The sequence below is a fragment of the Mariprofundus erugo genome, from assembly GCF_005818865.1.
In the GTDB taxonomy this organism is placed as follows: Bacteria; Pseudomonadota; Zetaproteobacteria; order Mariprofundales; family Mariprofundaceae; genus Mariprofundus; species Mariprofundus erugo.
In genome coordinates, this window is record NZ_VBRY01000002.1 from 312,463 (window position 1) to 334,999 (window position 22,537).

Annotated in this window: 17 protein-coding genes and 1 pseudogene; 12 read left to right on the forward strand and 6 right to left on the reverse strand. The window is 51.4% G+C overall.

Features of this window, described 5'->3' with window-relative positions; all coding sequences use genetic code 11:
- Positions 1 to 14: 14 nt before the first annotated feature.
- The 5 genes from FEF65_RS03415 to aroG all read left to right on the forward strand — a co-directional run bounded on the left by FEF65_RS03415 (position 15) and on the right by aroG (position 7,830).
- Entirely contained in the window at positions 15 to 2,078 is a 2,064-nt protein-coding gene (locus FEF65_RS03415) for a M3 family metallopeptidase (RefSeq protein ID WP_138238376.1), read from the forward strand.
- Positions 2,079 to 2,081: 3 nt separating this feature from the next.
- A complete protein-coding gene (locus tag FEF65_RS13475) occupies positions 2,082 to 2,252 on the forward strand; it encodes a hypothetical protein (protein WP_162847932.1) in 171 nt (56 codons plus the stop codon).
- A 39-nt stretch (positions 2,253 to 2,291) separates the two neighbouring features.
- Positions 2,292 to 4,136: a DNA helicase RecQ gene (recQ, locus tag FEF65_RS03420; protein WP_238701155.1), complete on the forward strand. Its 1,845-nt coding sequence runs from the start codon at positions 2,292 to 2,294 to the stop codon at positions 4,134 to 4,136.
- A gap of 258 nt (positions 4,137 to 4,394) precedes the next feature.
- On the forward strand, positions 4,395 to 6,560 hold the full coding sequence (gene recQ / locus FEF65_RS03425; protein ID WP_138238377.1) for a DNA helicase RecQ: 2,166 nt from the start codon (positions 4,395 to 4,397) through the stop codon (positions 6,558 to 6,560).
- 199 nt (positions 6,561 to 6,759) lie between these two features.
- Complete coding sequence (aroG, locus tag FEF65_RS03430; RefSeq protein WP_274595099.1) at positions 6,760 to 7,830, forward strand: 3-deoxy-7-phosphoheptulonate synthase AroG; 1,071 nt, start codon at positions 6,760 to 6,762, stop codon at positions 7,828 to 7,830.
- 79 nt (positions 7,831 to 7,909) lie between these two features.
- Here aroG and FEF65_RS03435 read toward each other — a convergent pair whose 3' ends face one another.
- Positions 7,910 to 8,374, reverse strand: coding sequence for an RNA recognition motif domain-containing protein (locus tag FEF65_RS03435; RefSeq protein ID WP_138238378.1), 465 nt, complete (start codon positions 8,372 to 8,374; stop codon positions 7,910 to 7,912).
- Between the two features lie 131 nt (positions 8,375 to 8,505).
- Between FEF65_RS03435 and lipA the strand changes: the two genes are divergently transcribed.
- Positions 8,506 to 9,426 (forward strand): lipoyl synthase, encoded by a 921-nt coding sequence (gene lipA, locus FEF65_RS03440; RefSeq protein ID WP_138238379.1) that lies wholly within the window; start codon positions 8,506 to 8,508, stop codon positions 9,424 to 9,426.
- A 57-nt stretch (positions 9,427 to 9,483) separates the two neighbouring features.
- On the opposite strand, the gene purM is transcribed toward lipA, so the two are convergent.
- The 4 genes from purM to dnaN are packed head-to-tail and all read right to left on the reverse strand — an operon-like array spanning position 9,484 to position 15,251.
- Positions 9,484 to 10,536, reverse strand: a complete 1,053-nt coding sequence (purM, locus tag FEF65_RS03445; RefSeq protein ID WP_138238380.1) for a phosphoribosylformylglycinamidine cyclo-ligase — start codon at positions 10,534 to 10,536, stop codon at positions 9,484 to 9,486.
- 11 nt (positions 10,537 to 10,547) lie between these two features.
- Positions 10,548 to 12,974: a DNA topoisomerase (ATP-hydrolyzing) subunit B gene (gene gyrB, locus FEF65_RS03450; RefSeq protein WP_138238381.1), complete on the reverse strand. Its 2,427-nt coding sequence runs from the start codon at positions 12,972 to 12,974 to the stop codon at positions 10,548 to 10,550.
- Complete coding sequence (recF, locus tag FEF65_RS03455; protein ID WP_238701149.1) at positions 12,971 to 14,113, reverse strand: DNA replication/repair protein RecF; 1,143 nt, start codon at positions 14,111 to 14,113, stop codon at positions 12,971 to 12,973. The genes gyrB and recF overlap by 4 nt, the downstream gene beginning before the upstream one ends.
- A gap of 31 nt (positions 14,114 to 14,144) precedes the next feature.
- On the reverse strand, positions 14,145 to 15,251 hold the full coding sequence (gene dnaN, locus FEF65_RS03460) for a DNA polymerase III subunit beta (protein WP_138238383.1): 1,107 nt from the start codon (positions 15,249 to 15,251) through the stop codon (positions 14,145 to 14,147).
- A gap of 1,517 nt (positions 15,252 to 16,768) precedes the next feature.
- On the opposite strand from dnaN, the pseudogene FEF65_RS03465 reads away from it, so the two are divergent.
- A pseudogene (locus FEF65_RS03465) lies at positions 16,769 to 17,131 on the forward strand (transposase); the annotation flags it as partial.
- Positions 17,132 to 17,264: 133 nt separating this feature from the next.
- On the opposite strand, the gene dnaA reads toward FEF65_RS03465, so the two are convergent.
- Complete coding sequence (dnaA, locus tag FEF65_RS03470) at positions 17,265 to 18,593, reverse strand: chromosomal replication initiator protein DnaA (protein ID WP_138238385.1); 1,329 nt, start codon at positions 18,591 to 18,593, stop codon at positions 17,265 to 17,267.
- Between the two features lie 142 nt (positions 18,594 to 18,735).
- Here dnaA and rpmH point away from each other — a divergent pair, with 142 nt between their 5' ends.
- The 5 genes from rpmH to mnmE are packed head-to-tail and all read left to right on the forward strand — an operon-like array spanning position 18,736 to position 22,374.
- Positions 18,736 to 18,870 carry a 50S ribosomal protein L34 gene (gene rpmH, locus FEF65_RS03475; protein ID WP_138238386.1) on the forward strand — a complete coding sequence of 45 codons (135 nt, stop codon included), beginning with the start codon at positions 18,736 to 18,738 and terminating at the stop codon, positions 18,868 to 18,870.
- Between the two features lie 53 nt (positions 18,871 to 18,923).
- Entirely contained in the window at positions 18,924 to 19,223 is a 300-nt protein-coding gene (rnpA, locus tag FEF65_RS03480; RefSeq protein WP_138238387.1) for a ribonuclease P protein component, read from the forward strand.
- Positions 19,216 to 19,425 (forward strand): membrane protein insertion efficiency factor YidD, encoded by a 210-nt coding sequence (gene yidD, locus FEF65_RS03485; RefSeq protein ID WP_170304409.1) that lies wholly within the window; start codon positions 19,216 to 19,218, stop codon positions 19,423 to 19,425. Before rnpA ends, yidD begins: the two co-directional genes overlap by 8 nt.
- Before the next feature lie 38 nt (positions 19,426 to 19,463).
- Positions 19,464 to 21,050 carry a membrane protein insertase YidC gene (gene yidC, locus FEF65_RS03490; protein ID WP_138238388.1) on the forward strand — a complete coding sequence of 529 codons (1,587 nt, stop codon included), beginning with the start codon at positions 19,464 to 19,466 and terminating at the stop codon, positions 21,048 to 21,050.
- Positions 21,040 to 22,374: a tRNA uridine-5-carboxymethylaminomethyl(34) synthesis GTPase MnmE gene (gene mnmE / locus FEF65_RS03495; protein WP_138238389.1), complete on the forward strand. Its 1,335-nt coding sequence runs from the start codon at positions 21,040 to 21,042 to the stop codon at positions 22,372 to 22,374. The genes yidC and mnmE overlap by 11 nt, the downstream gene beginning before the upstream one ends.
- Positions 22,375 to 22,537 lie beyond the last annotated feature (163 nt).

A 22,537-nucleotide genomic window follows, 5' to 3' on the forward strand; every position in this document is an offset into this window, starting at 1 on the left:
CTAGCGTGCACTGCATGAATACACTGACTTGTTCCGATAACCCGCTCATTCAGGGCATCTTTACCGAACTCCCCCTTTTCGACCGTATCAGGGCAGAGCATGTGCTGCCGGCACTGGAGCTTACACTCGCTTATGCCCGCAATCAGGTAGCATTACTGACCGATATTGATGCCCCTTCATGGGACATCCTGATGCAACCGCTTGAAAGTATGGATGAAATGCTGGGGCGCGTATGGGGACCGGTCAGCCACCTGAATGCCGTGTGCGACTCGGATGAGATGCGCCCGGTCTATCAGCAGGGTGTGGCTAAAATGGCCGAGTGGTCTTCTGAACTGGGACAGAATGAAGCGCTCTATGCCGCGATCAGAAAGGTTGCCGATCGCGATGATTTCGCCACCCTGTCCGGCGAACGGCAACGGGTAGTCGAGCATGCCTTGCGTGATTTCAAACTCTCCGGTGCAGAGCTGGAAGGGGATGCCAAAGAGCGTTTTAAAGCCATCCGCATGCGCTCATCCGAACTTTCAACCACATTCGAGCAGCATATTCTCGATGCGACCCGGGCCTTTTCACTGCATATCACCGATGCGGATGATGTCAGCGGACTGCCTGAATCGATCCTGGCAGCAGCATCCCAGCGTGCGGCAAATTCCGGGAAAGAGGACGGCTGGCTGATTACGCTTGATATTCCATCCTACCTGCCGTTCATGCAATACGCCGACAACCGCAACCTGCGTGAAACCATGTACCGGGCCTATGTCACACGCGCTACGACCGGCGAGCTTGATAATACAGGCGTCATCGACGAAATACTGAAGCTGCGCAAGGAAGCTGCATCACTGCTTGGATTTGAACACTATGCCGCCTCGTCGCTGGTCTCGAAAATGGCTGAAAGCGCCGATGAGGTCAGTGCGTTTCTGCGCGAGCTTGCAGCAAAAAGCCGTCCGGCAGCTGAACATGAGATCGCGGAACTGCGCGTATTTGCAGCCGATGAGCTTGGCCTGAATGACTTACAGGCATGGGACATTCCCTATGCCTCTGAAAAGCTGCGTCTGAAAAAATACGCCATCAGCCAGGAGGAGCTGAAGCCATACTTCTCCGAGCAAAACGTGGTTCAGGGCATGTTCGGGCTTGTGGAGCGGCTGTACGGGATATCGATCAGGGAGTCGGAGTCTGTCGCGAAATGGCATGATTCAGCCCGCTTCTTTGAGGTATTCAGCAACACCGGTGAAAAAATTGCAGCATTTTATCTCGATCCATATGCCCGCGCACACAAGCGCGGTGGCGCATGGATGGATGAATGTGTGGCCCGCTGGCTGAAAAGTGATGGCACGCTACAACTGCCGGTTGCCTATCTCGTCTGCAACTTCGATGCACCGGTTGGCGACAAGCCGGCACTATGGACCCATGATGAGGTCACCACGCTCTTCCACGAATTTGGCCATGGCCTGCATCATATGCTCACCACAGTAAACGAGCTCAGCGTATCGGGTATTCGCGGTGTACCGTGGGATGCAGTCGAGCTGCCCAGCCAGTTCATGGAGAACTTCTGCTGGGAGCGCGAGGTGGTCGATATGTTCGCCCGTCACTATCAGACAGGTGAAACCATGCCCGATGCTCTGTTCAACAAGATGCTGGCGGCGAAAAATTTCCAGTCAGCCATGATGATTTTGCGCCAGATCGAATTTTCACTGTTCGACCTGTTGCTGCACAGTGAATATAACCCTGACGGCAATGATTCAGTACAAAACCTGCTCGACAAGGTACGCAGTGAAGTCGCTGTGCTGATCCCGCCTGCCTTTAACAAGTTCCAGAACAGCTTTTCCCATATTTTCGCCGGTGGTTATGCCGCCGGCTATTACTCCTACAAATGGGCCGAGGTACTCTCGGCCGATGTCTATGCCACCTTTGAAGAGGAGGGGATCCTGAATACAGATACAGCCACCCGCTTACGCAACGAGTTGCTCTCCATTGGCGGCAGCCGTGACATCATGGATGCATTCATTGCCTTCCGTGGCAGAAAACCAACCGTGGATGCGCTGCTTCGTCATTCCGGCCTCCACACCGATCAGGAGCAATAAATCATGGATCATCAACACGTCACAATTACCGATATTAAAATGCCATTCTTCTCCATGGTCATCTTCATGGTGAAGTGGGCCATCGCCTCCATTCCCGCTTTTCTGATTCTATGGTTCTTTGGGGCGATCGCATTCGGGCTGCTGGGACATTTTTTCGTCCCCCAGCCGATCTGAACATCCGGCGCTATCAACCCGACCTGCGATTGATACGTGATGTTTGATCTGATCAAACGCCCTTTCATGCGCGATGACATGAGGCAGGCACGCCGCACCCTGAAAAAGATCTTCGGCTACGATGATTTTCGACATCATCAGGCCGAAATTGTCGATGCGCTGATTCAGGGAGAGGACGTATTAACCCTGATGCCGACCGGCGGGGGAAAATCCATCTGTTATCAGATTCCGGCGCTTGTTCGCAATGGCACCGCCATTGTCGTTTCTCCGCTGATTGCCCTGATGCAGGATCAGGTGGATGCCCTGCAACAACTGGGTATCAGTGCGGCGTTTCTGAACTCAACACAGAAGCCGGCGGAACAGAAAGCGATCGAACATGATCTGATGAACGGACAGCTGAAACTGCTCTATATGGCACCGGAGCGACTGTTAAACGGCTATACACTTCAACTCATCGACCGTTGTGACATCTCTCTGTTCGCCATTGATGAAGCCCATTGTGTGTCTCAGTGGGGACATGATTTCCGTAAAGAGTATCAGCAACTCTCCATGCTGCATGCACGTTATCCACATATTCCGCGCATCGCATTGACCGCCACTGCCGATGCCCGCACCCGTCAGGAGATCATCGATCAGCTGGCGCTCCACCAGGCTAAAGTCTTTATCAACAGCTTTGATCGTCCCAATATCCATTATGCCATCAACGAAGGTGCCGGAAGCCGCGATGCTCTGTGGCGCTTTATGCAACAGCAACACCCGGATCATGCCGGCATTGTTTATTGCCTGAGCCGAAAGGGGGTCGAATCAATTGCCGAGTGGCTGAACAGCAAGGGGCGGGAAGCACTGCCTTATCACGCAGGTCTGGCACAGGCTGTACGCTGCCATCATCAGGAACGATTTTTGCGCGAGGATGGCTTGATTATGGTGGCCACGATCGCATTTGGCATGGGGATCGATAAACCGGATGTCCGCTTTGTCGCGCACATGAACCTGCCGAAAAATATTGAATCCTATTATCAGGAGACAGGACGGGCCGGACGCGATGGCAAACCATCCGATGCATGGATGTCATATGGCCTTAAAGATGTCATCAATCTTCGCCAGTTCACCGATAACAGTGATGCAGACGAGCAGTTCAAACGGATCATGCACCAGAAAACCGATGCGATGCTGGGGCTTTGCGAACTTACCGGCTGTCGCAGGGTGGCCCTGCTCGCCTATTTTGGTGAACAGCTGGAAAAACCTTGCGGAAACTGTGATAACTGCCTGAATCCACCAAAGACATGGGATGCCACGATTTCCACCCAGAAAGCACTCTCGTGCGTCTATCGTACAGGCGAGCGCTTCGGAGCCCAATACGTTATCGATGTGTTATGTGGAAAACAGGATGAGCGTATCAAACAGAATGGTCACGACAAACTCTCGACATTCAATATCGGCCAGGAGCATAGCGGGCCGGAGTGGAGGGCTGTTTTCCGGCAACTGATCGCACACGGTTATCTCATCGCCGACACAGAGGGCTACGGAGTACTCAAGCTGACAGCAAAAGCCGCACCACTGCTCAAACGAGGATGTCAGGAAAAGGTGCTGATGCGCACGCTGCGCAAACCGGCGAAAAACCAGCAACGCACGGGTAACGGAACCTCGATGGTTAGCATGACAGCAAATGATCAGGCACTGTTTGACCGACTTCGGGCCCTGCGCAGCCGCCTGGCAAAAGAGCAGGATGTACCGCCCTATGTCATTTTTCCTGACCGGACACTGACAGAAATGGCAAACCTGCGTCCCGGAAGCGAAGAGGAGATGCTGGATATTTCAGGGGTCGGACAGGCTAAACTGGCCCGATATGGCCAGGCCTTTTTACAGGAAATCGCACTGGACTAAGGTGATCCGGCAACACTCTATCCGCTGTCCCTGTCGCCCAGTGAGTGACAGGGATGCTGCAGGCATGCAATAACATTGGCAAAAATACTTGCGATTAGATTCAAAACATGGTGAAATGATCCTTTAACGGCCCCATTGACGTCCAATACGCCCGGGATCACCGTATTGCAAACATACAAATTGAATCGATATCCGGAAGCCAGGCATGGTTTCCGGACATAAAGGCATTGGCTTTTCGGCCCGTGCAAGAGGAAGGAAATGGCAACAAAAAAAGTAAAAGAACAGGCCAGAAAGGTACTGAAGGATATCTTCGGATATGATGTATTCCGCCCTATGCAGGAAGAGATCATCTGCAACCTGCTCGATGGCAAGGATGCCTTTGTTTTGATGCCTACCGGTGGTGGCAAGTCGATCTGTTACCAGATCCCGGCCATCATGCGTGAAGGAACCGGCATTGTTGTCTCCCCGTTGATCTCGCTGATGAAAGACCAGGTGGATGCCCTGACTGCCTGCGGTGTCAAGGCGGCCTATTATAACTCATCGCTTAAAGCCGCTGATGCGAAGGATGTCCTGGAACGCTTTGAAGCGGGAGATCTTGACCTCCTTTATGTGGCACCGGAACGATTGCTGTCCAAGAGCTTTCTGACCAAGCTGGAGACAGTCAAACTCTCCATGTTCGCCATTGACGAAGCCCACTGCGTATCACAATGGGGGCATGACTTCCGCCCGGAATATGTGCGCCTTGGTGAACTGCGCGAAATCTTTCCTGATGTGCCAATGCTGGCACTCACAGCCACCGCTGATGAGCACACCCGCGAAGATATCAGCGATCGTCTGAAGCTGGCAAAAGCCAAACGTTTTGTAGCCAGCTTTGACCGTCCGAATATCCGCTATCTGGTTGCTGAAAAGCGGCAGCCACTAACCCAGATCCTGCAGTTTCTGGAGGGCTGGCCCAACGCATCAGGTGTCATTTACTGTCTGTCGAGAAAGCGGGTGGAGGACCTGGCGGTGAACCTCCAACGTCATGGTATCCGGGCTGCTGCCTATCATGCCGGCATTCCGGGCCGTACCCGTGAAAGGGTGCAGGACGATTTTCTGCGAGACCGTGTTAAAGTCATTGTTGCCACCATTGCCTTTGGTATGGGTGTGGATAAGCCGAATGTCCGTTTCGTAATTCATCACGATCTGCCGAAAAGTATCGAGTCCTATTATCAGGAGACCGGCCGTGCCGGTCGAGACGGGCTGGAGTCGGAAGCGCTGATGCTCTATGGCTCCGGCGATGTGAACCTCGTTCGCCGACTGATTGAAAATGTGGAAAATATCGACCAGCGACGTGTTGAGGTCCATAAGCTCAATAGTATGGTCGCCTTCTCTGAAGCACTGACCTGCCGCAGAAGGGTGCTGCTGGGTTATTTCGGTGAATCACTGGATGAACCGTGTGGTAACTGCGATATCTGCCTTGATCCGCCTGATACCTATGATGCCACCGAATTCGCACAAGCGGCGCTGCAGTGTGTGCGCGAGGTCAAGGGCCATTTCGGTATGGGTTATATTGTCGACATGCTGCGTGGCTCGAATAACTCCCGCATCCGTGAAAACAAGCATGATAAACTGAAGTCGCACGGTTCCGGTGCTGACCTGAATGCTGACGAGTGGACCTCCATCCTCCGCCAGCTCGTGCATCATGGCTATTTTGTGCAGGATGTCTCCAAGCGCGCAGCCATGCTGGCAACCAAAAAAGCCGAGCATATCGGCACCGGCGAACCGATTATACTGGCCAAATACCAGCCGGGTATTCGGCGTCAGTTCAGGAGACTGGGTGCCTCCCGAGATGAGGCGCTGTTCAAGAAACTGGTGCTGTTACGTGAAGAAATAGCCGATAAGGAAGATGTTCCGCCACATGTGGTTTTCAGCGACGTAACCCTGACCGAAATGGCCCAGAGCAAACCGGTCAGCGAGGACGAGCTGCGCGGAATCAGTGGTGTAGGCCAGCACAAACTTGAAGCCTACGGTAAAGCCTTTATCAAGGTCATCAGCAAGCATGCTGAAACCACCGATGCACCTCCGGTGAAATCCGGCGGCAAGGAAATTCCGATGCTGATCGCCAAGGGGCCGGGACTGAATGAAACCCAGTCATATACGCTCTCGCAGCTGCGTAAGGGCATGAGCCTGACGCAGATTGCAGCTCAGCAGAATGTCAGTGAATCAACGATCATGAAGCACTTTGTGGCCATCATCCGTGCCGGCCAGTACATCGATGTACCGGCACTGATCGGAGATGAGTTCGATACCATTATGACCGAGCTGGATGATGCTGATCCCTATGCTTCATTAACTGAAATCAAGCGTGAACTCAGTGTGGAACTGGATAATGATCAGTTCCGTCTGGTACTCGCCTGGCGCGAAGGCATCGGCGTCGCCTGATTGCCACAGCAACAGCGCATGATGTTTTAGCGGGTGCCGGAAAGTGAATCGCTTTAAACCGGCGCCCGCTCACATCAGCTGGTCCGCTCCGCTTTAAGAGCAGATCGGGCTAACAGTTTCCTTTATTTTCTGCAATACTGCGCCCCGCAGGTGCCAATCTGCGGGGATCTATCCGGTTTTATCAGGGGCAAGAAACGTCATGGCTATGAAATATATCACCGACGACCTGCGTATCAGCGGGATGAGCGAAATTGCTCCGCCGCAGCAGGTACATGCTGAATATCCAACATCCGAAACAGCTGCACGCACCACACATGATGCCCGCCTGGCCATTCATGATATTCTTCATGGTGTTGATGACCGCCTGCTGGTTGTCATTGGTCCCTGCTCGATTCATAACCCGGATGCAGCGCTCGAGTATGCCCGCCGAATTAAAGCCATGCGCCATGAGCTTGCCGATGATCTTCTCATTGTTATGCGCGTCTATTTTGAAAAACCACGCACCACGGTTGGCTGGAAAGGGCTGATCAATGACCCTAATCTCGATAACACCTTCGAGATCAACAAGGGAATTCGCCTCGCCCGTAAACTGCTGCTTGATATCAATGAAATGGGTATTCCTGCCGGTACCGAGTTTCTCGACCTGATCACACCGCAATATGTGGCTGATCTGGTCAGCTGGGGAGCGATCGGCGCGCGCACCACAGAGTCGCAGGGCCATCGTGAGCTTGCCAGTGGACTCTCTTGTCCGGTCGGCTTCAAAAATGGCACTGATGGCGGTTTCCAGATCGCTATTGATGCCATCGGAGCTGCGACTCACCCGCATGTATTCCTGTCGCTGACCAAAGAGGGCAAATCGGCCATTTTCTCCACCTCGGGTAACGATGATTGCCATATCATCCTGCGCGGCGGCAAAGAACCCAACTATGATGCTGCCAGTGTCGCTCGCGCCATTGCAGATCTGGAAGGAGCTTCCCTGCACCCGTATCTGATGGTCGACTGCAGTCATGCCAACAGCTGCAAACAGTTTAAGCGGCAGCTGGATGTCGGACATGACCTTGCCGGGCAGATTGCCGGCGGCAACCGCCACATCGCCGGTGTCATGATTGAAAGCCATCTGCATGAAGGACGCCAGAATGTCGTGTCCGGTCAGCCACTGAAATTCGGGGTAAGCATTACCGATGCGTGCATAGGCTGGGAAGACTCTGAAACCCTGCTGCGCGAGCTTGCCGGGGCTGTTCGAAGCAGACGTGCAACAGTATCGGACTGACCGTATAAACAGGCTTGGACTGATTCAGTACCTGTAAGTAAAAAAAGCGCGGTGTGACCCGCGCTTTTTTTATGTTTCCTTATGCTTCGCCTTTTTTCTGGGCTTCGTTCACACGCAGGGTGCGTCCGGCATAATCATTATTATCCAGATGTTTAATAGCTGCCTGTGCTCCGGCACTGTTCATCTCAACAAAAGCATAACCTTTGAAACGTTTACTGCGTCTGTCCTTGACCATTCTGATATCAACCACCTCTCCATAAGGAGCGAACAGGTTTTTGATATCATCCGGACCTGCGTTAAATGGCAGGTTACCGACATACAGGTTGCTCGTCCCGGATGATGCTGCGTCCGTATCAGACTCATCGGCAGAACTGACCGGATAGAGGGCAACCAGAAGTCCACCCGCCACACAACCAATCAGAAGACCGGTTGCAAAGACAGATCCGGCCGGAGTCTCCATACCGAATAGCCCTGCGCTGTAATATCCCAGCAGTGACAAAACAAGTGCAGCCGCGAACAACTTTATAAAACAGGAAAAACTCATTTACATCTCCTCATTGATTCCAAACAATTTTCTTCGTGGCAACAAAGGCGGAATCATGCCAAAAAGAGAATCAATACGCACGAATCACCGTTTCATGGTGACGGGGAGCAAATCGTTGTTAGCATAGCCACATGAGCCGTAAAATCATACCTATACAAACTGAAAGCCAGGGAGAACCCATGGCCGGAAAACCGGCCTGGTTAAAAGTTCGAGCTCCCATGTCGGCTGAGTACAAGTCCATTGTCGCCATGATGCGTACACTCAAGCTGAATACCGTATGCGAAGAGGCTTCCTGCCCTAATATTGGCGGCTGCTGGAAACAGGGTTCTGCCACATTCATGATCCTTGGCCGTGTTTGCACCCGGACCTGTGCATTCTGCGATGTCGCAACTGGAAAACCGGACCCTGTTGACCCGGACGAACCGGTGAACCTCGCCACTGCAGTGGCCCAGATCGGGCTTAAGCATGTGGTCATTACATCGGTTGACCGTGATGATCTGAAGGATGGAGGGGCAGGGCACTACGCTGCTGTGATTCGCGAGCTCAGGGAACGGCAACCTGACGTCACCATTGAAATTCTTACCCCCGATTTTCAGAGAAAACCTGCCTCCTGTCTCGATACAGTGATGGCTGCCCGTCCGGATATCTTTAACCATAACCTGGAAACCGTACCCCGCCTTTATCGTTCTGTGCGACCGGGTGCACGTTATTTCACCTCCCTGCGTCTGTTGCAACGGGCCAAGGAGATTGACCCCGGAGTGGTCACCAAGTCAGGCGTCATGGTCGGACTGGGTGAAGAGAGGGATGAACTGCTGCAGGTCATGGATGATATGCGCGAAGCAGGCGTAGATATTCTCACCATTGGTCAGTATCTGAGACCGAGTATTAACCATCATCCGGTGATGAAATACTGGAGCCCGGAAGAGTTTGAAGAACTCAAATACCTGGCCGAGAAAAAAGGTTTCGGCATGGTTGCATCCGGCCCTCTGGTACGCTCATCCTTCCATGCCGATGAAGTGTTTGCAGCACTGAAACTCTCGAAGCAGAAATAAAAAATCCCCGCACTGCCGAAACAGTGCGGGGATTTCATCTGCCAACTCCGGAAACTTCTAGCCGATCAGAGTCACCGGTTCACCATCCCTGCGGTGAATATGTCCGATGCGATATACCGTTTCACCAGCCTCGCGCAATACGGCTTCGGCTTTTTCAGCTGCATCGGCCGGAAGAATCGCCACAAAGCCGATTCCCATATTAAAGGTCCGATAACGCTCATGTTTTTCAACGTCGGCGAAACCAAGCAGGTATTCAAATACAGGCGGAACCGGCCATGATGAGATATCCACCGTCGCAGCAAGCCCTTCAGGCAGAATGCGCTCAATATTGTCAAACATGCCACCACCGGTGATATGTGAGTAACCATGTACGGTCACGGACTCTTTCAGCATGGCTTTCACAGCCGGTACATAAAGACGGGTAGGGGCAAGCACGCTATCAATTGCAGCTGTACCATCAGAGAGAAGATCGTGGCTGATATCAGCTCCTCCCACCTCAATCAGCTTGCGAATCAGGGAGAAACCATTGGAGTGAGGGCCACTCGAAGCCAACCCGATCATCACATCACCATCGCTGATCGTGGAGCCATCGACAATATTCGGCCGGTCCACAACACCCACAGAGAAACCGCCAATATCATAATGACCCGGTGAATACATGCCCGGCATTTCCGCTGTTTCACCACCAATCAGGGCGCACTCACAAACGCGGCATGCATCGGCAATGCCTTCAACAACGGCTGCCAGCGTTTCACCATCAAGCTTGCCTGTAGCCAGGTAATCGAGAAAAAACAGCGGTTCGGCAGCCTGGGCGGCCATATCGTTTACACACATGGCCACGGCATCGATACCTGCTACATGCGGACGGCCATGCTGCTGCAATAGCAACAGCTTGGTACCCACGCCATCCGTGGATGCAACCAGCACCGGCTCCTGCATATGCTGGAAATTGGCGCTGAACAGGGCACCAAACCCTCCCAGCCCACCGATCACTTCCGGACGGGTGGTCGAAGCAACGGCCTGTTTGATACGACCGACAAAAGCATTACCGGCATCGATGCTCACTCCGGCATCGGCATAGGTCAGGGTTTGTTTGATTTTATCGCTCACATGTTATCCTTTTAAACATCGAGATTTTTAACTTTCAGTGCATTGTCCTGAATAAAGCGACGACGTGGTTCAACGGCATCTCCCATCAGGGTCGAGAATGTTTCATCGGCATTCACCACATCCTCAAGCATCACCTTTTTGAAGATACGATTGGCAGGATCCATGGTGGTTTCCCAAAGCTGCTCAGGATCCATTTCACCCAGTCCTTTATAGCGCTGAATATTCAGCCCTTTTCTTCCCTCGCTCTCAATGGTCCCTGCCAGTTCATCAAAGTGGCTGATATTCCAGCGCTTATCGGCATGCTCGAGATAAGAGCCGGAGCCCACCATCACCTTCAGTGACTCACACAGCTTCTGAGCTTCGCCGAACTCAGCCGTCCCCACCAGATCCTTGTGAAGCCGTGAAATCATCAAACGACCGTGATCACGGCGCTGGAACTGAACCCAGAATGCGCCATCATCTTCATCCTGCATCACCTTCCAGCTCAACACCTCATCCTCACGGGAGGCCTGTCGGAATGCGTCGGCAAGCACCTGCATTCTCTCTTCCAGCAGCTCACGGCTGCGCATCACCTTCAGTGTGATATTGCCTGTTTCAACCAGCAGCTTGAGTACCTTGCTATCAATGCGCTGTGACAATCTGCTCAACAAGCGTTGCAGACGATGAATACTGCGTACAGCAGTCTGCAAGCGCTCGCCACTCATCACGCCGGCTTCGGTTGCAGAGAAATACTCTTTCCCTTCAGAACCATGCTCCAGCAGGAACTCAAAAAGCTCGTCATCATTGGCGATATAGCGTGATTTTTTACCACGGGTTACCCGGTACAACGGTGGTTGAGCAATATAGAGGTGGCCACGCTCGATCAACTCCGGCATTTGCCGGTAAAAGAAGGTCAGCAGCAACGTCAAGATATGCGATCCATCCACGTCCGCATCGGTCATGATCACAACCTTGTGATAGCGCAGCTTGGCAATATCGAAATCATCCTTGCCGATACTGGTACCCAGGGCGGTAATCATTGTACCGATTTCCTGTGATGACAGCATTCTGTCAAAACGGGCTTTCTCCACATTCAGGATTTTACCCTTCAGAGGAAGAATTGCCTGCGCCTTGCGATCTCGTCCCTGTTTGGCTGAACCACCCGCAGAATCACCCTCCACCAGGTAGAGCTCGGAAAGTGCCGGATCCTTCTCCTGGCAATCAGCCAGCTTTCCGGGCAGGCTGGAAATATCGAGTACGCCCTTGCGGCGGGTCAGATCACGAGCCTTGCGTGCAGCTTCACGCGCTGTGGCGGCCTCGGCTACCTTGCCAACGACACGCATCGCTTCTTTCGGATTTTCCTCAAACCATTCAGCCAGCTTCTCGTTGACCACACCCTCAACCACGGCACGGACCTCGGATGACACCAGTTTCTCCTTGGTTTGCGACGAAAACTTGGGATCAGGAACCTTGACCGACAACACCGCCGTCAATCCCTCTCGACAATCCTCACCGGTCAGGCTGACCTTATGCTTTTTCAACAATCCACTGGCGGTCGCGTAGTTATTCACGCAGCGGGTAAGAGCACTGCGCAGACCTGCCAGGTGGGTGCCTCCATCCTTCTGGGGAATATTGTTGGTAAAGCAGAAAATATTTTCCTGATATGAATCGGTCCACTGCATGGCCAGTTCAACAGTGATATCGTTTTTCTCCACATCCATAGCCACACAATCGCTGTGCAGTGGAATACGGGTGCGATTCAGGTGACCAACAAAAGCCGAAATACCGCCCTGATAGGCAAAAACCGCCTTGTTGTCAGTGCGCTCATCCATCACCTCGATATGCACGCCGCTATTGAGAAACGAGAGCTCGCGCAAACGGGAAGCCAGGATATCAAAAGACATGTTACGGTATGAGAAAATGGAGAGACTCGGCAGAAAACGTATTTCTGTACCGGTCCCCCTGGCTTCGCCGACAACAGCCAGCGGCTCCACAGGATCACCCATCACATATTTCTGGTAGTAGACCTTGCCCTGACGACGAATTACCAGTTCAAGCGACTCTGAAAGGGCATTGACCACCGATACACCCACACCGTGCAGACCACCTGAAACCTTGTAGGAGTTATCATCGAATTTTCCGCCGGCATGCAGAACCGTCATAATGACTTCGGCTGCAGAACGATTTTCTTCCTCATGGAGATCAACCGGAATACCGCGACCATTATCACGCACCGTTACGGAATCATCTGAATGGATGATTACTTCGATCTTGTTGCAGTAACCAGCCAGCGCCTCATCGATGGCATTATCCACCACTTCGAATACCATGTGATGAAGACCTGATCCGTCATCAGTATCACCGATATACATGCCAGGCCGTTTGCGCACTGCATCCAGTCCACGCAAAACCTTGATACTGCCGGCACCGTACTCCTTCTGATCCTGAGAGGCACTCATGCTGCTTCCTCCAATCCATTCACCAGTTTGATCGCTTTACTAACCATTGTATTCCGTCCGTTTCTGTCATCCGCTGCCCAGGTACCCTGAGCCGACAGTACTTGTATATCCACATCAATATGATCCGGCACATTGATCCCCGCCGGAGCTGTCATCAATATCTGGGCATGGCTTTCCTGCAAGCGCTCCAGCACCCTGCACTGGCGCTCACTATCCAGTGCCTCAAGACAATCATCGAGCAGAAGTATCGGTATAAGTCTGCGATAACGAATCCATAAACCGCACTCTGCCATTTTCAGTGCAATGGCGGCCAGTCTTTGCTGACCACGAGAGCCTGCACTGCCAATTTCACGCTGCTGAAACAGGATGCGCAGTGTATCACTATGCGGGCCGAAACGCAGGGTTCCGGCACGTCTGTCCTCTTCCCGTTTGCCTGCCAGCCTTTCCAGCCACTCCTGACGCTTATAGTCAGGCATGTTTATTTCCAGACTGACAGGGTATTCGGTCAGTCGCTGCTCATCAACCAGAAGCTTGTTCAGCTCACTGATCACACGTAAACGCGCTGCAATAATCGGTTCACCATGGGTGACAATCTGCTGCTCCCAGACCACCAGCTCATCATCACCGGCTTTTTGACGCAATAAGCGGGAGCGCTGCATCAGCGCGCGCATATAATGCTGGTAGTGAAGGCGCATCGGCTCAAAAAAAGTCATCACCAGGCCATCAAGCCAGCGCCGTCTCTCCCCCGGTGCTCCATCCACCAGTTTTCGTCCCTGTGGCGCATCGACCAGCACGGGAAAACTTTCACTGACATCCTTGCGCCGCTGAATATCACGCCCCTGCAGACGAATGGAGGTTTGTCCCTTACGCCCCTCAACCGACAGATGCATCGGGCCAAATCGCTGCCACTGGCCATGAATAACGAAACGCTGTTCACCATGACGTAACAAAAAAGGATCACGGGCCTGGCGAAAGGAGCGTCCATGCGACATCAAATAGACCGACTCCAGCAACGTGGTTTTACCACTTCCATTGGCTCCGACAACAAGATTCAATCCATTTGTGCATGTCCATGAAAGCGCTTTATGACAACGAAGATCACTCAGCCTGAGCTCACGAACAGACAATGGTGTGGCCATGATCGTCATTTTTCAGCTGCCAACAACCAGGCTAAATTCTCATCGGCATAATAACATAACGGGAGCTTTCATCGTCTTCGCCCCGGATAAGAACAGGGGAAAGCTCATCCTTGATCTCCATCATGGCGGTAGATGATCTGATCGCCCCCAATACATCTCTCAGATAACGACCATTAAAACCGATGGCTATTTCATGACCTGCATAATCAACGGCGATGCGCTCTTCAGACTGCTCCTGCTCTGTATTATGAGCCGATACATCAAGTCCCTGAGTTGAAAATGTCAGACGAATATCATGGGTGAATTCATTGGCCACAATCATGTTGCGACGAAGAACCTGGTCAAACACTCCCTTTTCGATACGTGCAACATCGGGATTGTTTGCAGGAATGACATCCTGATAAACAGGGAAGCGTACATCGATCAGTTTGGAGGTAAGCACATTGACTCCGGCTACCAGGCGAATCTGACGCTCACTGATCAGTAACTCGATTTCCCCCTGATTTTCATCACAGAGCTTGCGAATTTCGAGCACCGCTTTTTTCGGTACAATGCACGAAGCAGGCTGTGATGGTGCATCAAGACAAGCCTCCGACAAGGCAAGGCGATGCCCATCGGTAGTGACCAGCCTCAAATTCTGTTGATCATCCAGTTCAAAGAGTGTGCCGGTAAGATATTTGCGTGTTTCATCGGTAGACATGGCAAAAGAGGTAGCACCGATCATGTCAGCAAGTGTTTTACCCGGCAGTTTAACAGCTGTCGCATTTTTCTGCTCTACCAGATCCGGATATTCATCGGCGGACTGGGTAGCAATACGAAAACGGGACAAGCCACTGACAATGGAGAGAAAACCGTTCGCCGCTTTCATTTCCAGAGTCACGTCTTTTTCAGGATCCAGCTCCTTGATGATATCAAAGAGCTTCTTGGCCGACACAGTAGTAGCGCCTTCTGCTTCTACGAGGGCATCGGCATAGCTTCGAATTCCGACTTCGAGATCGGTTGCTGTCATGGATATACCGCTTTGATTCACTCCGATCAGCACGTTGGCCAGGATTGGAACGGTATGCCTTTTCTCCACGATACTCTGGCAACGCTGTATGAGTTGCAACAAAGGAGCTCTCGGCAGGGTTATCTTCATTACTATATCCTCTTTTCAACCTTTTTTTAAAAAACTCGTCGTCATCATAAAGGGTGTGGATAGTGTTGGTAAGTTCCGTGATAGCTGAAATCATTACCTTTATTCTGAATCTGTCCTGTGCACATCCGGAAGTACAGCTTGTGGACAGCCTGGGAATAACTATACATCAGGCTGGCTATCTTAGCGTGAATCGCAGTTATACTCAAACGATCCACAGCTGACATGACTATCTATTCACAGCTTTGTAAAAACAGCCGCATGGATCATAAAATTAGCATGATTTCTCCATGGTTGCCTGAGCATTTTAGATCGATTAAACCAGATTCATCGTTTTGAAACGCCAACCCTGGAAAGTCAAACACTGTTGTTGGATCTGGCTGTGAAAAAATGTCTGATTACTTGTTATCTCTTAAAGCTTAAAAGAATCATCGTCATCATAGGGCATGTGAACAGTGTTAGAAGTCCCGGAAGCATTTGTTTTAACATATGTTATCTGCTTTATCCGGTGTGCACAGCGGTTGAGTGAATCTGTGGAAAGGATGGGGATAACTATTCATCTGTCGACTGTAATCAGAGCCTCATGCAGTTATACTCAAAACATCCACAGCCATTCGCTATGTCATTTCACAGATTCAAAGATACACCGGATCCTGCTTTTCCATCGAGGTGGATAAACAGACATCATGAGACCTTTGCATGTCCTCTTTTGACGACTCCCGAGTTAACCGATCATCCAACCGGATTGTTTCTTTGATTCATGGCAAAAGATGACACAGATATGCAAGCAAACGCTTACGATTCTGTTTGGCTGGTCATATCCGTTATGAAAAAAGTGAATTTGCAGATGAGCTATATTGACCGGTGGTATGATTGCAGCTGTAACCGAACTGACAGATGAGTACCGGAGTTTATCGTGTACAGCCTGTATCGGTTTTATCATCCGGCTTAAGGAAGCACTGATGTGTCGGCGCTTTCAAGCGGGCCATGGACGGCTCGCCACAATCTGGCGCGTAAGTGACAAAATAGCAGGTCATCAATCCGGGGGTCAGAATCATGACAACTCTGCTTTTGATGATGCAGGAAGAAATATATAACGAGTTAGTAAAAAGAATGGACAGGAGAAGTTCATAATCCGTGCGTTGACACCGTGAGGGACGAGATCGCTCTTCGCAAACAAACGATGACCTGTATATCTCTTTAGTTTTTAAAAAATCATCGTCATCATATAGTATGTGGATAGTGTGAGATGGTTTCTATCTCAATGTAATCGTTCAACTTATTTGATAGTGAGCTTGTGCATACAAGCCATGCCAGTCTGTGGACAGGCTGTGGATAACTTTATATCGGACCGATCAGGCAGCCAGAGATGATGGTTATACTCAAGTTATCCACAGCTGGCACGGCTGTTATTTCACAGCTTTCTTTCGTGAAGCGTTGATTCTTTCAGTGCGTCCGTCCATGGCTCGCTCGGAAGCGCCGACACATCAGCGCTTCCTTAAGTGTGCAAGTGTTTGCTGACTCCGGCCAACCGGGCTCACATCGATGAGCTTCCCAAGCTGCTGAGGGCTGAGGATGAGGTGGTGTTTGCAGATGCAGGCTATACCCGCGAGGAGTACAAACGGGGCTCTCGACATATGGGCATCCCCTGGTGTGTGCAGGACAGGCGAGGATCGGGAAAGCAGCTGTCCGGTCGCCAGCGCAAACGTAATCGCAAACGCTCATCGGTTCGGGCGCGCGTCGAACATATATTCAGGGTGATCAAACGCCAGTTCGGTTTCGATAAAACCCGTTATCGCGGCCTGGCCAGGAATGCGTCACAGGTAAACATGCTCATGGCCCTGGCCAACGTCTATATGCTGAGGCGGAGGCTCGCAGCGTGAGGGACGAATCCGCCCGAAATTTGCCAACAGAGGCGGTTTGGAGTGTTACAAGCATGATTGGGTGATCTGACCAGGGCAATTCACCGGATGAATCGCTCCCGGTCAGAAAAACAATGACAAACAGCTGAATGAATCAGCGTTTCAACTGAGCCAGGATACGATTCATCTCTTCATCGAAATCCTCATCATCTTCGCGCATTTTTGCGATTTTTCTTACAGCATAGAGGATGGTCGTATGATCTTTACCGCCAAAGCGGGAGCCTATTTCAGGTAGCGACAGTGTTGTCAGTTCCTTACTGGCATACATGGCAACGTGGCGTGGAAATGCCACAGTACGGCTGCGTTTTGCCGAAGCCATTTCCCGTACATTGATATTGTAATATGCGGCAACCTGCTTCTGAATATCTTCAACAGAGATGGCTCTAACCTCTTCATGGAGAAGGTCCCGCAATACATGACGGGCAAACGCAATATCAATGGTGCGGCCTGTCAGGGTTGAGTGGGCAGTAAGACGGGTGAGGGCTCCTTCAAGCTCTCGTACGTTGTTGGTGATGCGTGACGCCAGCAGGTTTGCGACCTCGCGATCAAGTTGCACACCTGCGAGCTCGGCCTTGCTGGAAAGAATGGCAAGGCGTGTCTCCAGATCAGGCGGCTGAATATCTGCAACAAGGCCCCAGTTGAAGCGCGATCGCAACCTCTCCATCAGATTGACCAGATCACGGGGGCTTCGATCCGAAGTCAGAATAATCTGTTTTTTTACTTCATACAGCGCGTTGAATGTATGAAAGAACTCTTCCTGAGTTCGGTCCTTGCCGGCAATAAACTGAATATCATCGATAATCAGTACGTCGACCTGGCGGTACTGGTTGCGGAACTGATCGGTAGAGCCGTTACGGATGGCCTGAATCAGTTCGTTGGTGAAGCGCTCACCGGTTCGATAGGCAATACGATAGTGATTTCGGGAGATAAGAGAGTTGGCGACAGCGTTGATCAGGTGGGTTTTACCCAGGCCAACTCCGCCATACAGGTATAGCGGGTTGTAAATTTCTCCCGGCTTTTCAGCAACAGCCAGCGATGCAGCATGACAAAATTCGTTACCGGAACCGACTACAAAGTTTTCAAATGTAAATCGGGGATCGATAAATCCGTCGACCAGCGATGCCTTGGGTTCTGCAGGTATATCATCTTTGCGATCACTTTGGCCGGTCAGTGTCTGATCGACCGCATAGCATATGGTGATATCCGCACTGGCAAATTCGTTGACCAGTGCGGCGATGCGTGCACCATAACTGTTTTTCAGCCCATCAAGGAAAAAGCGGCTGGCGACAGTCAATGTAAGCGTATTTTCTGTTTCACTGGCGAAAACAGGGCTGATCCACGCATCGAAGCGAGAGGCAGGAACCTCCTCTTGTAGCTTGTTCGATATGCGGTCCCACAGGGCTGATTGATTCGAAATTGTCATCGCCAGAATTGTACACTGTTACAGGTGATCATCCAGCATGCTTTTTGTGACAGCATCGGATTACTTGACACTGAGCGTCTGGCAATTACCATGCGCGGCCATTTTTGTATGTGCGAAATTGTAAGTATCAGGAGTTAAAACCATGAGCTTTACCTATAAGCCAAGCCGAATCCGCCGGGCCCGCCGTCATGGTTTCCGCGCGCGTATGGCAACCAAAGCAGGCCGTCTTGTACTCAGCCGTCGTCGTGCCAAGGGTCGCAAGCGACTCAGCGTCTGAGCAACCGGTTTCCAAAGTCGTTTCGCTTGCTCTCCAAGGCTGATTTTTCAGCTATGCGCAAGGGAAGGCGGCTTAACCATGGCGGTTTACGCCTGGTTTACCGAAAAAACGGACTGGGCTACTCCCGTTTGGGACTGGCCGTTTCGCGGAAGTATGGCAACGCCGTGGAAAGAAATCTTTTGAAGCGTCAGGTTCGAGAGGTTTTCCGTCAAAGCGATTGCCACACGCTGGCGATAGATCTTTTGCTGATTCCTATCAGTAAGGCTGAACAGTTGCAGAATGCCGTGCAGGAATTTTCCAGCGCCCTTTCCATGATCGGATCACAGGGCGCTGGAAAAAAAGGCCATGCGTAAAGTTTCACTGGCACTTATTCGTGCCTATCAGCTATTTATTTCCCCTTTATTGCCTCCACGATGTATTCACATACCCAGTTGTTCAGAATATGCCTCTGAAGCAATTCAGAGGCATGGTTTTTTTCGTGGTGTTTGGCTTGGAGCGAAGCGACTGTTACGGTGTCACCCGTTTGCGAAAGGTGGATATGATCCTGTACCCTGAGTGGCGATTACTGAATCAGATCAAGGAGAAGTAGTTATATGGAACAACGGAATATTATTCTGGCCTTTGCGCTGTCGATGGTTGTTCTGCTCGGCTGGAGTGCGCTTTTTCCTCAACAGCCACAGCAGGAAGCGGCTGTGCAACAGGTGGTTCAGTCACCGGCTGATGCAAATCAGAAAGATTCAGGGGCAGAACCTCCTCTGGCCGAGATGGCTTCTACGCCGGATCATGCTGCTGTACAACAGGTTTCGCCGTCCTCCAGTTCACTTTTTTCGGATAAAAAGTTCACCGTCAGTAATGATCTGATGAGTCTGACCATGGACGGCAAGGGCTGGTTTGTTCAGTCGGTGTTGAAAAACTACCGTGAATCGATTGAATCTGATTCTGCCAATGAGAAAGTGTTGAGCATGAGTGACGACGGTCGCTCTGTATACGTGAATTCGGGTGTGATGGGGCAGAGCATCAAGCAGCCTTTTCATGTAACCGATCAATCCGCTCATGCCATGGTACTGCAGGCCGAACTTGAAAATGGTCAGGTCTGGCAGCGCACCATTTCGCTTGTTCAGGGCTCCTATATTGTCGATGTGGAAGATAAAATTATCGGTGGTGCCGGGCAGAAGATTTATCGCCAGGTAGTTGAGCGTCACCCTGACAAGAAACTCAATACATTCTATGAGCATATGGGTCCAACAGCACTGCTTGACGGTAAGTTGACCGAGCCTGACTACGATGACCTGGATAAGGAATCGGTACGTATGGCGGCTGTCGGTGGCTGGACTGCCATTATGAACCGCTATTTTATCGCGGCGCTTATTTCCAATAAGGACCAGGACTATCCATATTATTTCAAGGGCGATGGTCGCTCCTATCAGGCTGGTTTGATCGATGATGGCAAACTGGAAGGCAGTGATGCTGTTTTTCATGCCAGAATGTATCTTGGACCAAAGTCGATTGCCGTGCTGCAGCAGGCGGGAGAGGGACTGGAGCGCTCAGTTGATTATGGCTGGTTTGCATTCATAGCCAAGCCGATGCACTCCTTCCTGTTCTGGATGTATGGGCTTCTGCCTAACTTTGGCTGGTGCATTATTCTGCTGGTGCTTTGCATTAAAATTCTGTTCTTCTGGCCAACCCAGAAGTCATATGAGTCGATGGCTGCGATGCGCAAACTTCAGCCTGAGTTAACTCGTATGAAAGATCTTTATGGTGATGATCGTCAGAAGATGAGTCAGGAAATGATGTCACTGTATAAGAAGCACAAGGTGAATCCACTTGGCGGATGTCTGCCGATACTGATTCAGATTCCTGTGTTTTTTGCCTTGTACAAGGTTCTTCTGATGTCGATTGAGATGCGTCAGGCTCCATTTATTGGCTGGATTCACGATCTTTCTGTACAGGATCCGTATTTTGTATTGCCGGTGTTGATGGGTGCATCCATGTATATTCAGCAGAAGCTGAATCCGCAGCCACCTGATCCGATGCAGGCAAAAATCATGCAGTTCCTTCCGCCTGTATTTACGATTCTCTTCCTCTTCTTCCCGGCTGGCCTGGTGCTGTATTGGGTGGTGAATAACACACTGTCAATCATGCAGCAGAAACTCGTGATGAAACGGATGAATGTCGAATAAGGCTGTTCCTTCCGGATCAACCATTGCCGCAATCGCCACGCCTCCAGGGCGTGGCGGTGTTGGTATCATTCGTATTTCGGGCCCGGATGCGATATCAGTCATAAGTAGTCTGTCGACACGTAAATGTAACCCGGAACCAAGGGTGGCCACGCTTGATGTATGGCGTGACAGCAACGGTCAGGTACTCGATCAGGGGATTGTACTTTTCTTCCCGGGCCCGGCCTCATACACAGGGGAAGATGTCGTTGAGCTGCAGGGGCATGGCAGCACAGTGCTGCTGCATGCACTTCTAGCCCGCCTGTTTGAGCTTGGCTGCGTACCGGCTCAACCCGGTGAGTTTACCAGAAGGGCTGTTGAAAACGGCAAAATGGATTTGTCCCAGGCTGAGGCCGTGGTTGCCTGTATTGATGCTGCGACAGTCCGGGCCTGCCTGCAGGCGCAACGCCAGCTTCAGGGAGCATTCGGACGGCATATCAATGAGCTGATGGTGCGTCTGACTTCGCTGGTTGCCCATGTAGAAGCGACGCTTGATTTTCCGGAAGAAGAAATTCCCGACCTCTACTTTTCTGACCTGCGCGACAAGATGCTTTTGCAGGTTGTTGAACCCGTCAGGGTCATGCTTGCCTCTGCGCCACTGGGGGAGCGTCTGTTTCATGGTGCGACGGTTGCGATTATCGGTGCTCCGAACGCCGGAAAATCGAGCCTGTTAAATGCATTGTCAGGTCGGGATCGAGCGATCGTCAGCCACATTGAGGGGACCACAAGAGATACCCTTGAGGTTGATTTTGAGGTGCATGGTATTCCGCTTCGTCTCGTCGATACTGCGGGGTTGAGGGAAACGGATGATCTGATTGAACAGGAAGGGGTTCGCAGGGCTCGGGAAACAGCCAGCAATGCCGATGTCACGCTGTTTGTTGCGGATGCGACACGTCCGCATACATGGGATGAATCTGTACACGCTGATATTTTTCTGATGAACAAAACAGACCTTCAGCATGGCGATGTACCGGAGAAATATTTGCAGATCAGTGTCGCCGCCGGTATCGGGCTCGAGTCGTTGCGAACGAAGCTTGCAACCTATCTTGGCGATATGGCGATGGGTGATGAGGGAATGATGGTGACGCGCGAGCGGCATCGTGTGATCCTCACAGAGGCTCTTGAATATATTGAGTCGGGTTTGCTCTCATTGAGCGATGAAGAGATGCTTGATGTCACTGCGATGCAATGGCGTCGTGCCTGGGCATTACTGGGCAGTATCCTGGGTATCGGCGATGTGGATCATATTCTCGATCGTATATTTTCTGAATTTTGTATAGGGAAATGACGAGGCTATGTTTCTGAAAAGGTTGCCGATTCCTTTTTCTTGAAAAAGGGTAGCCGGTTGGTTCATAATGCTCGACCTTCCGGGGTATATTTATTGAGGGGAATGTGGCGGGTTAAGGTCTCAAGTGTGATTTAACTGCCTGATACTATTAGGGTTTAGGAGT

Excerpts from the sequence above, each read along its gene's own strand:
- FEF65_RS03415 (WP_138238376.1), top strand. The coding sequence starts at position 15 with ATGAATACACTGACTTGTTCCGATAACCCGCTCATTCAGGGCATCTTT.
- FEF65_RS13475 (WP_162847932.1), top strand. The coding sequence starts at position 2,082 with ATGGATCATCAACACGTCACAATTACCGATATTAAAATGCCATTCTTC.
- recQ (WP_238701155.1), top strand. The coding sequence starts at position 2,292 with ATGTTTGATCTGATCAAACGCCCTTTCATGCGCGATGACATGAGGCAG.
- recQ (WP_138238377.1), top strand. The coding sequence starts at position 4,395 with ATGGCAACAAAAAAAGTAAAAGAACAGGCCAGAAAGGTACTGAAGGAT.
- aroG (WP_274595099.1), top strand. The coding sequence starts at position 6,760 with ATGGCTATGAAATATATCACCGACGACCTGCGTATCAGCGGGATGAGC.
- FEF65_RS03435 (WP_138238378.1), bottom strand. The coding sequence starts at position 8,374 with ATGAGTTTTTCCTGTTTTATAAAGTTGTTCGCGGCTGCACTTGTTTTG.
- lipA (WP_138238379.1), top strand. The coding sequence starts at position 8,506 with ATGAGCCGTAAAATCATACCTATACAAACTGAAAGCCAGGGAGAACCC.
- gyrB (WP_138238381.1), bottom strand. The coding sequence starts at position 12,974 with ATGAGTGCCTCTCAGGATCAGAAGGAGTACGGTGCCGGCAGTATCAAG.
- recF (WP_238701149.1), bottom strand. The coding sequence starts at position 14,113 with ATGGCCACACCATTGTCTGTTCGTGAGCTCAGGCTGAGTGATCTTCGT.
- dnaN (WP_138238383.1), bottom strand. The coding sequence starts at position 15,251 with ATGAAGATAACCCTGCCGAGAGCTCCTTTGTTGCAACTCATACAGCGT.
- dnaA (WP_138238385.1), bottom strand. The coding sequence starts at position 18,593 with ATGACAATTTCGAATCAATCAGCCCTGTGGGACCGCATATCGAACAAG.
- rpmH (WP_138238386.1), top strand. The coding sequence starts at position 18,736 with ATGAGCTTTACCTATAAGCCAAGCCGAATCCGCCGGGCCCGCCGTCAT.
- rnpA (WP_138238387.1), top strand. The coding sequence starts at position 18,924 with ATGCGCAAGGGAAGGCGGCTTAACCATGGCGGTTTACGCCTGGTTTAC.
- yidD (WP_170304409.1), top strand. The coding sequence starts at position 19,216 with ATGCGTAAAGTTTCACTGGCACTTATTCGTGCCTATCAGCTATTTATT.
- yidC (WP_138238388.1), top strand. The coding sequence starts at position 19,464 with ATGGAACAACGGAATATTATTCTGGCCTTTGCGCTGTCGATGGTTGTT.
- mnmE (WP_138238389.1), top strand. The coding sequence starts at position 21,040 with ATGTCGAATAAGGCTGTTCCTTCCGGATCAACCATTGCCGCAATCGCC.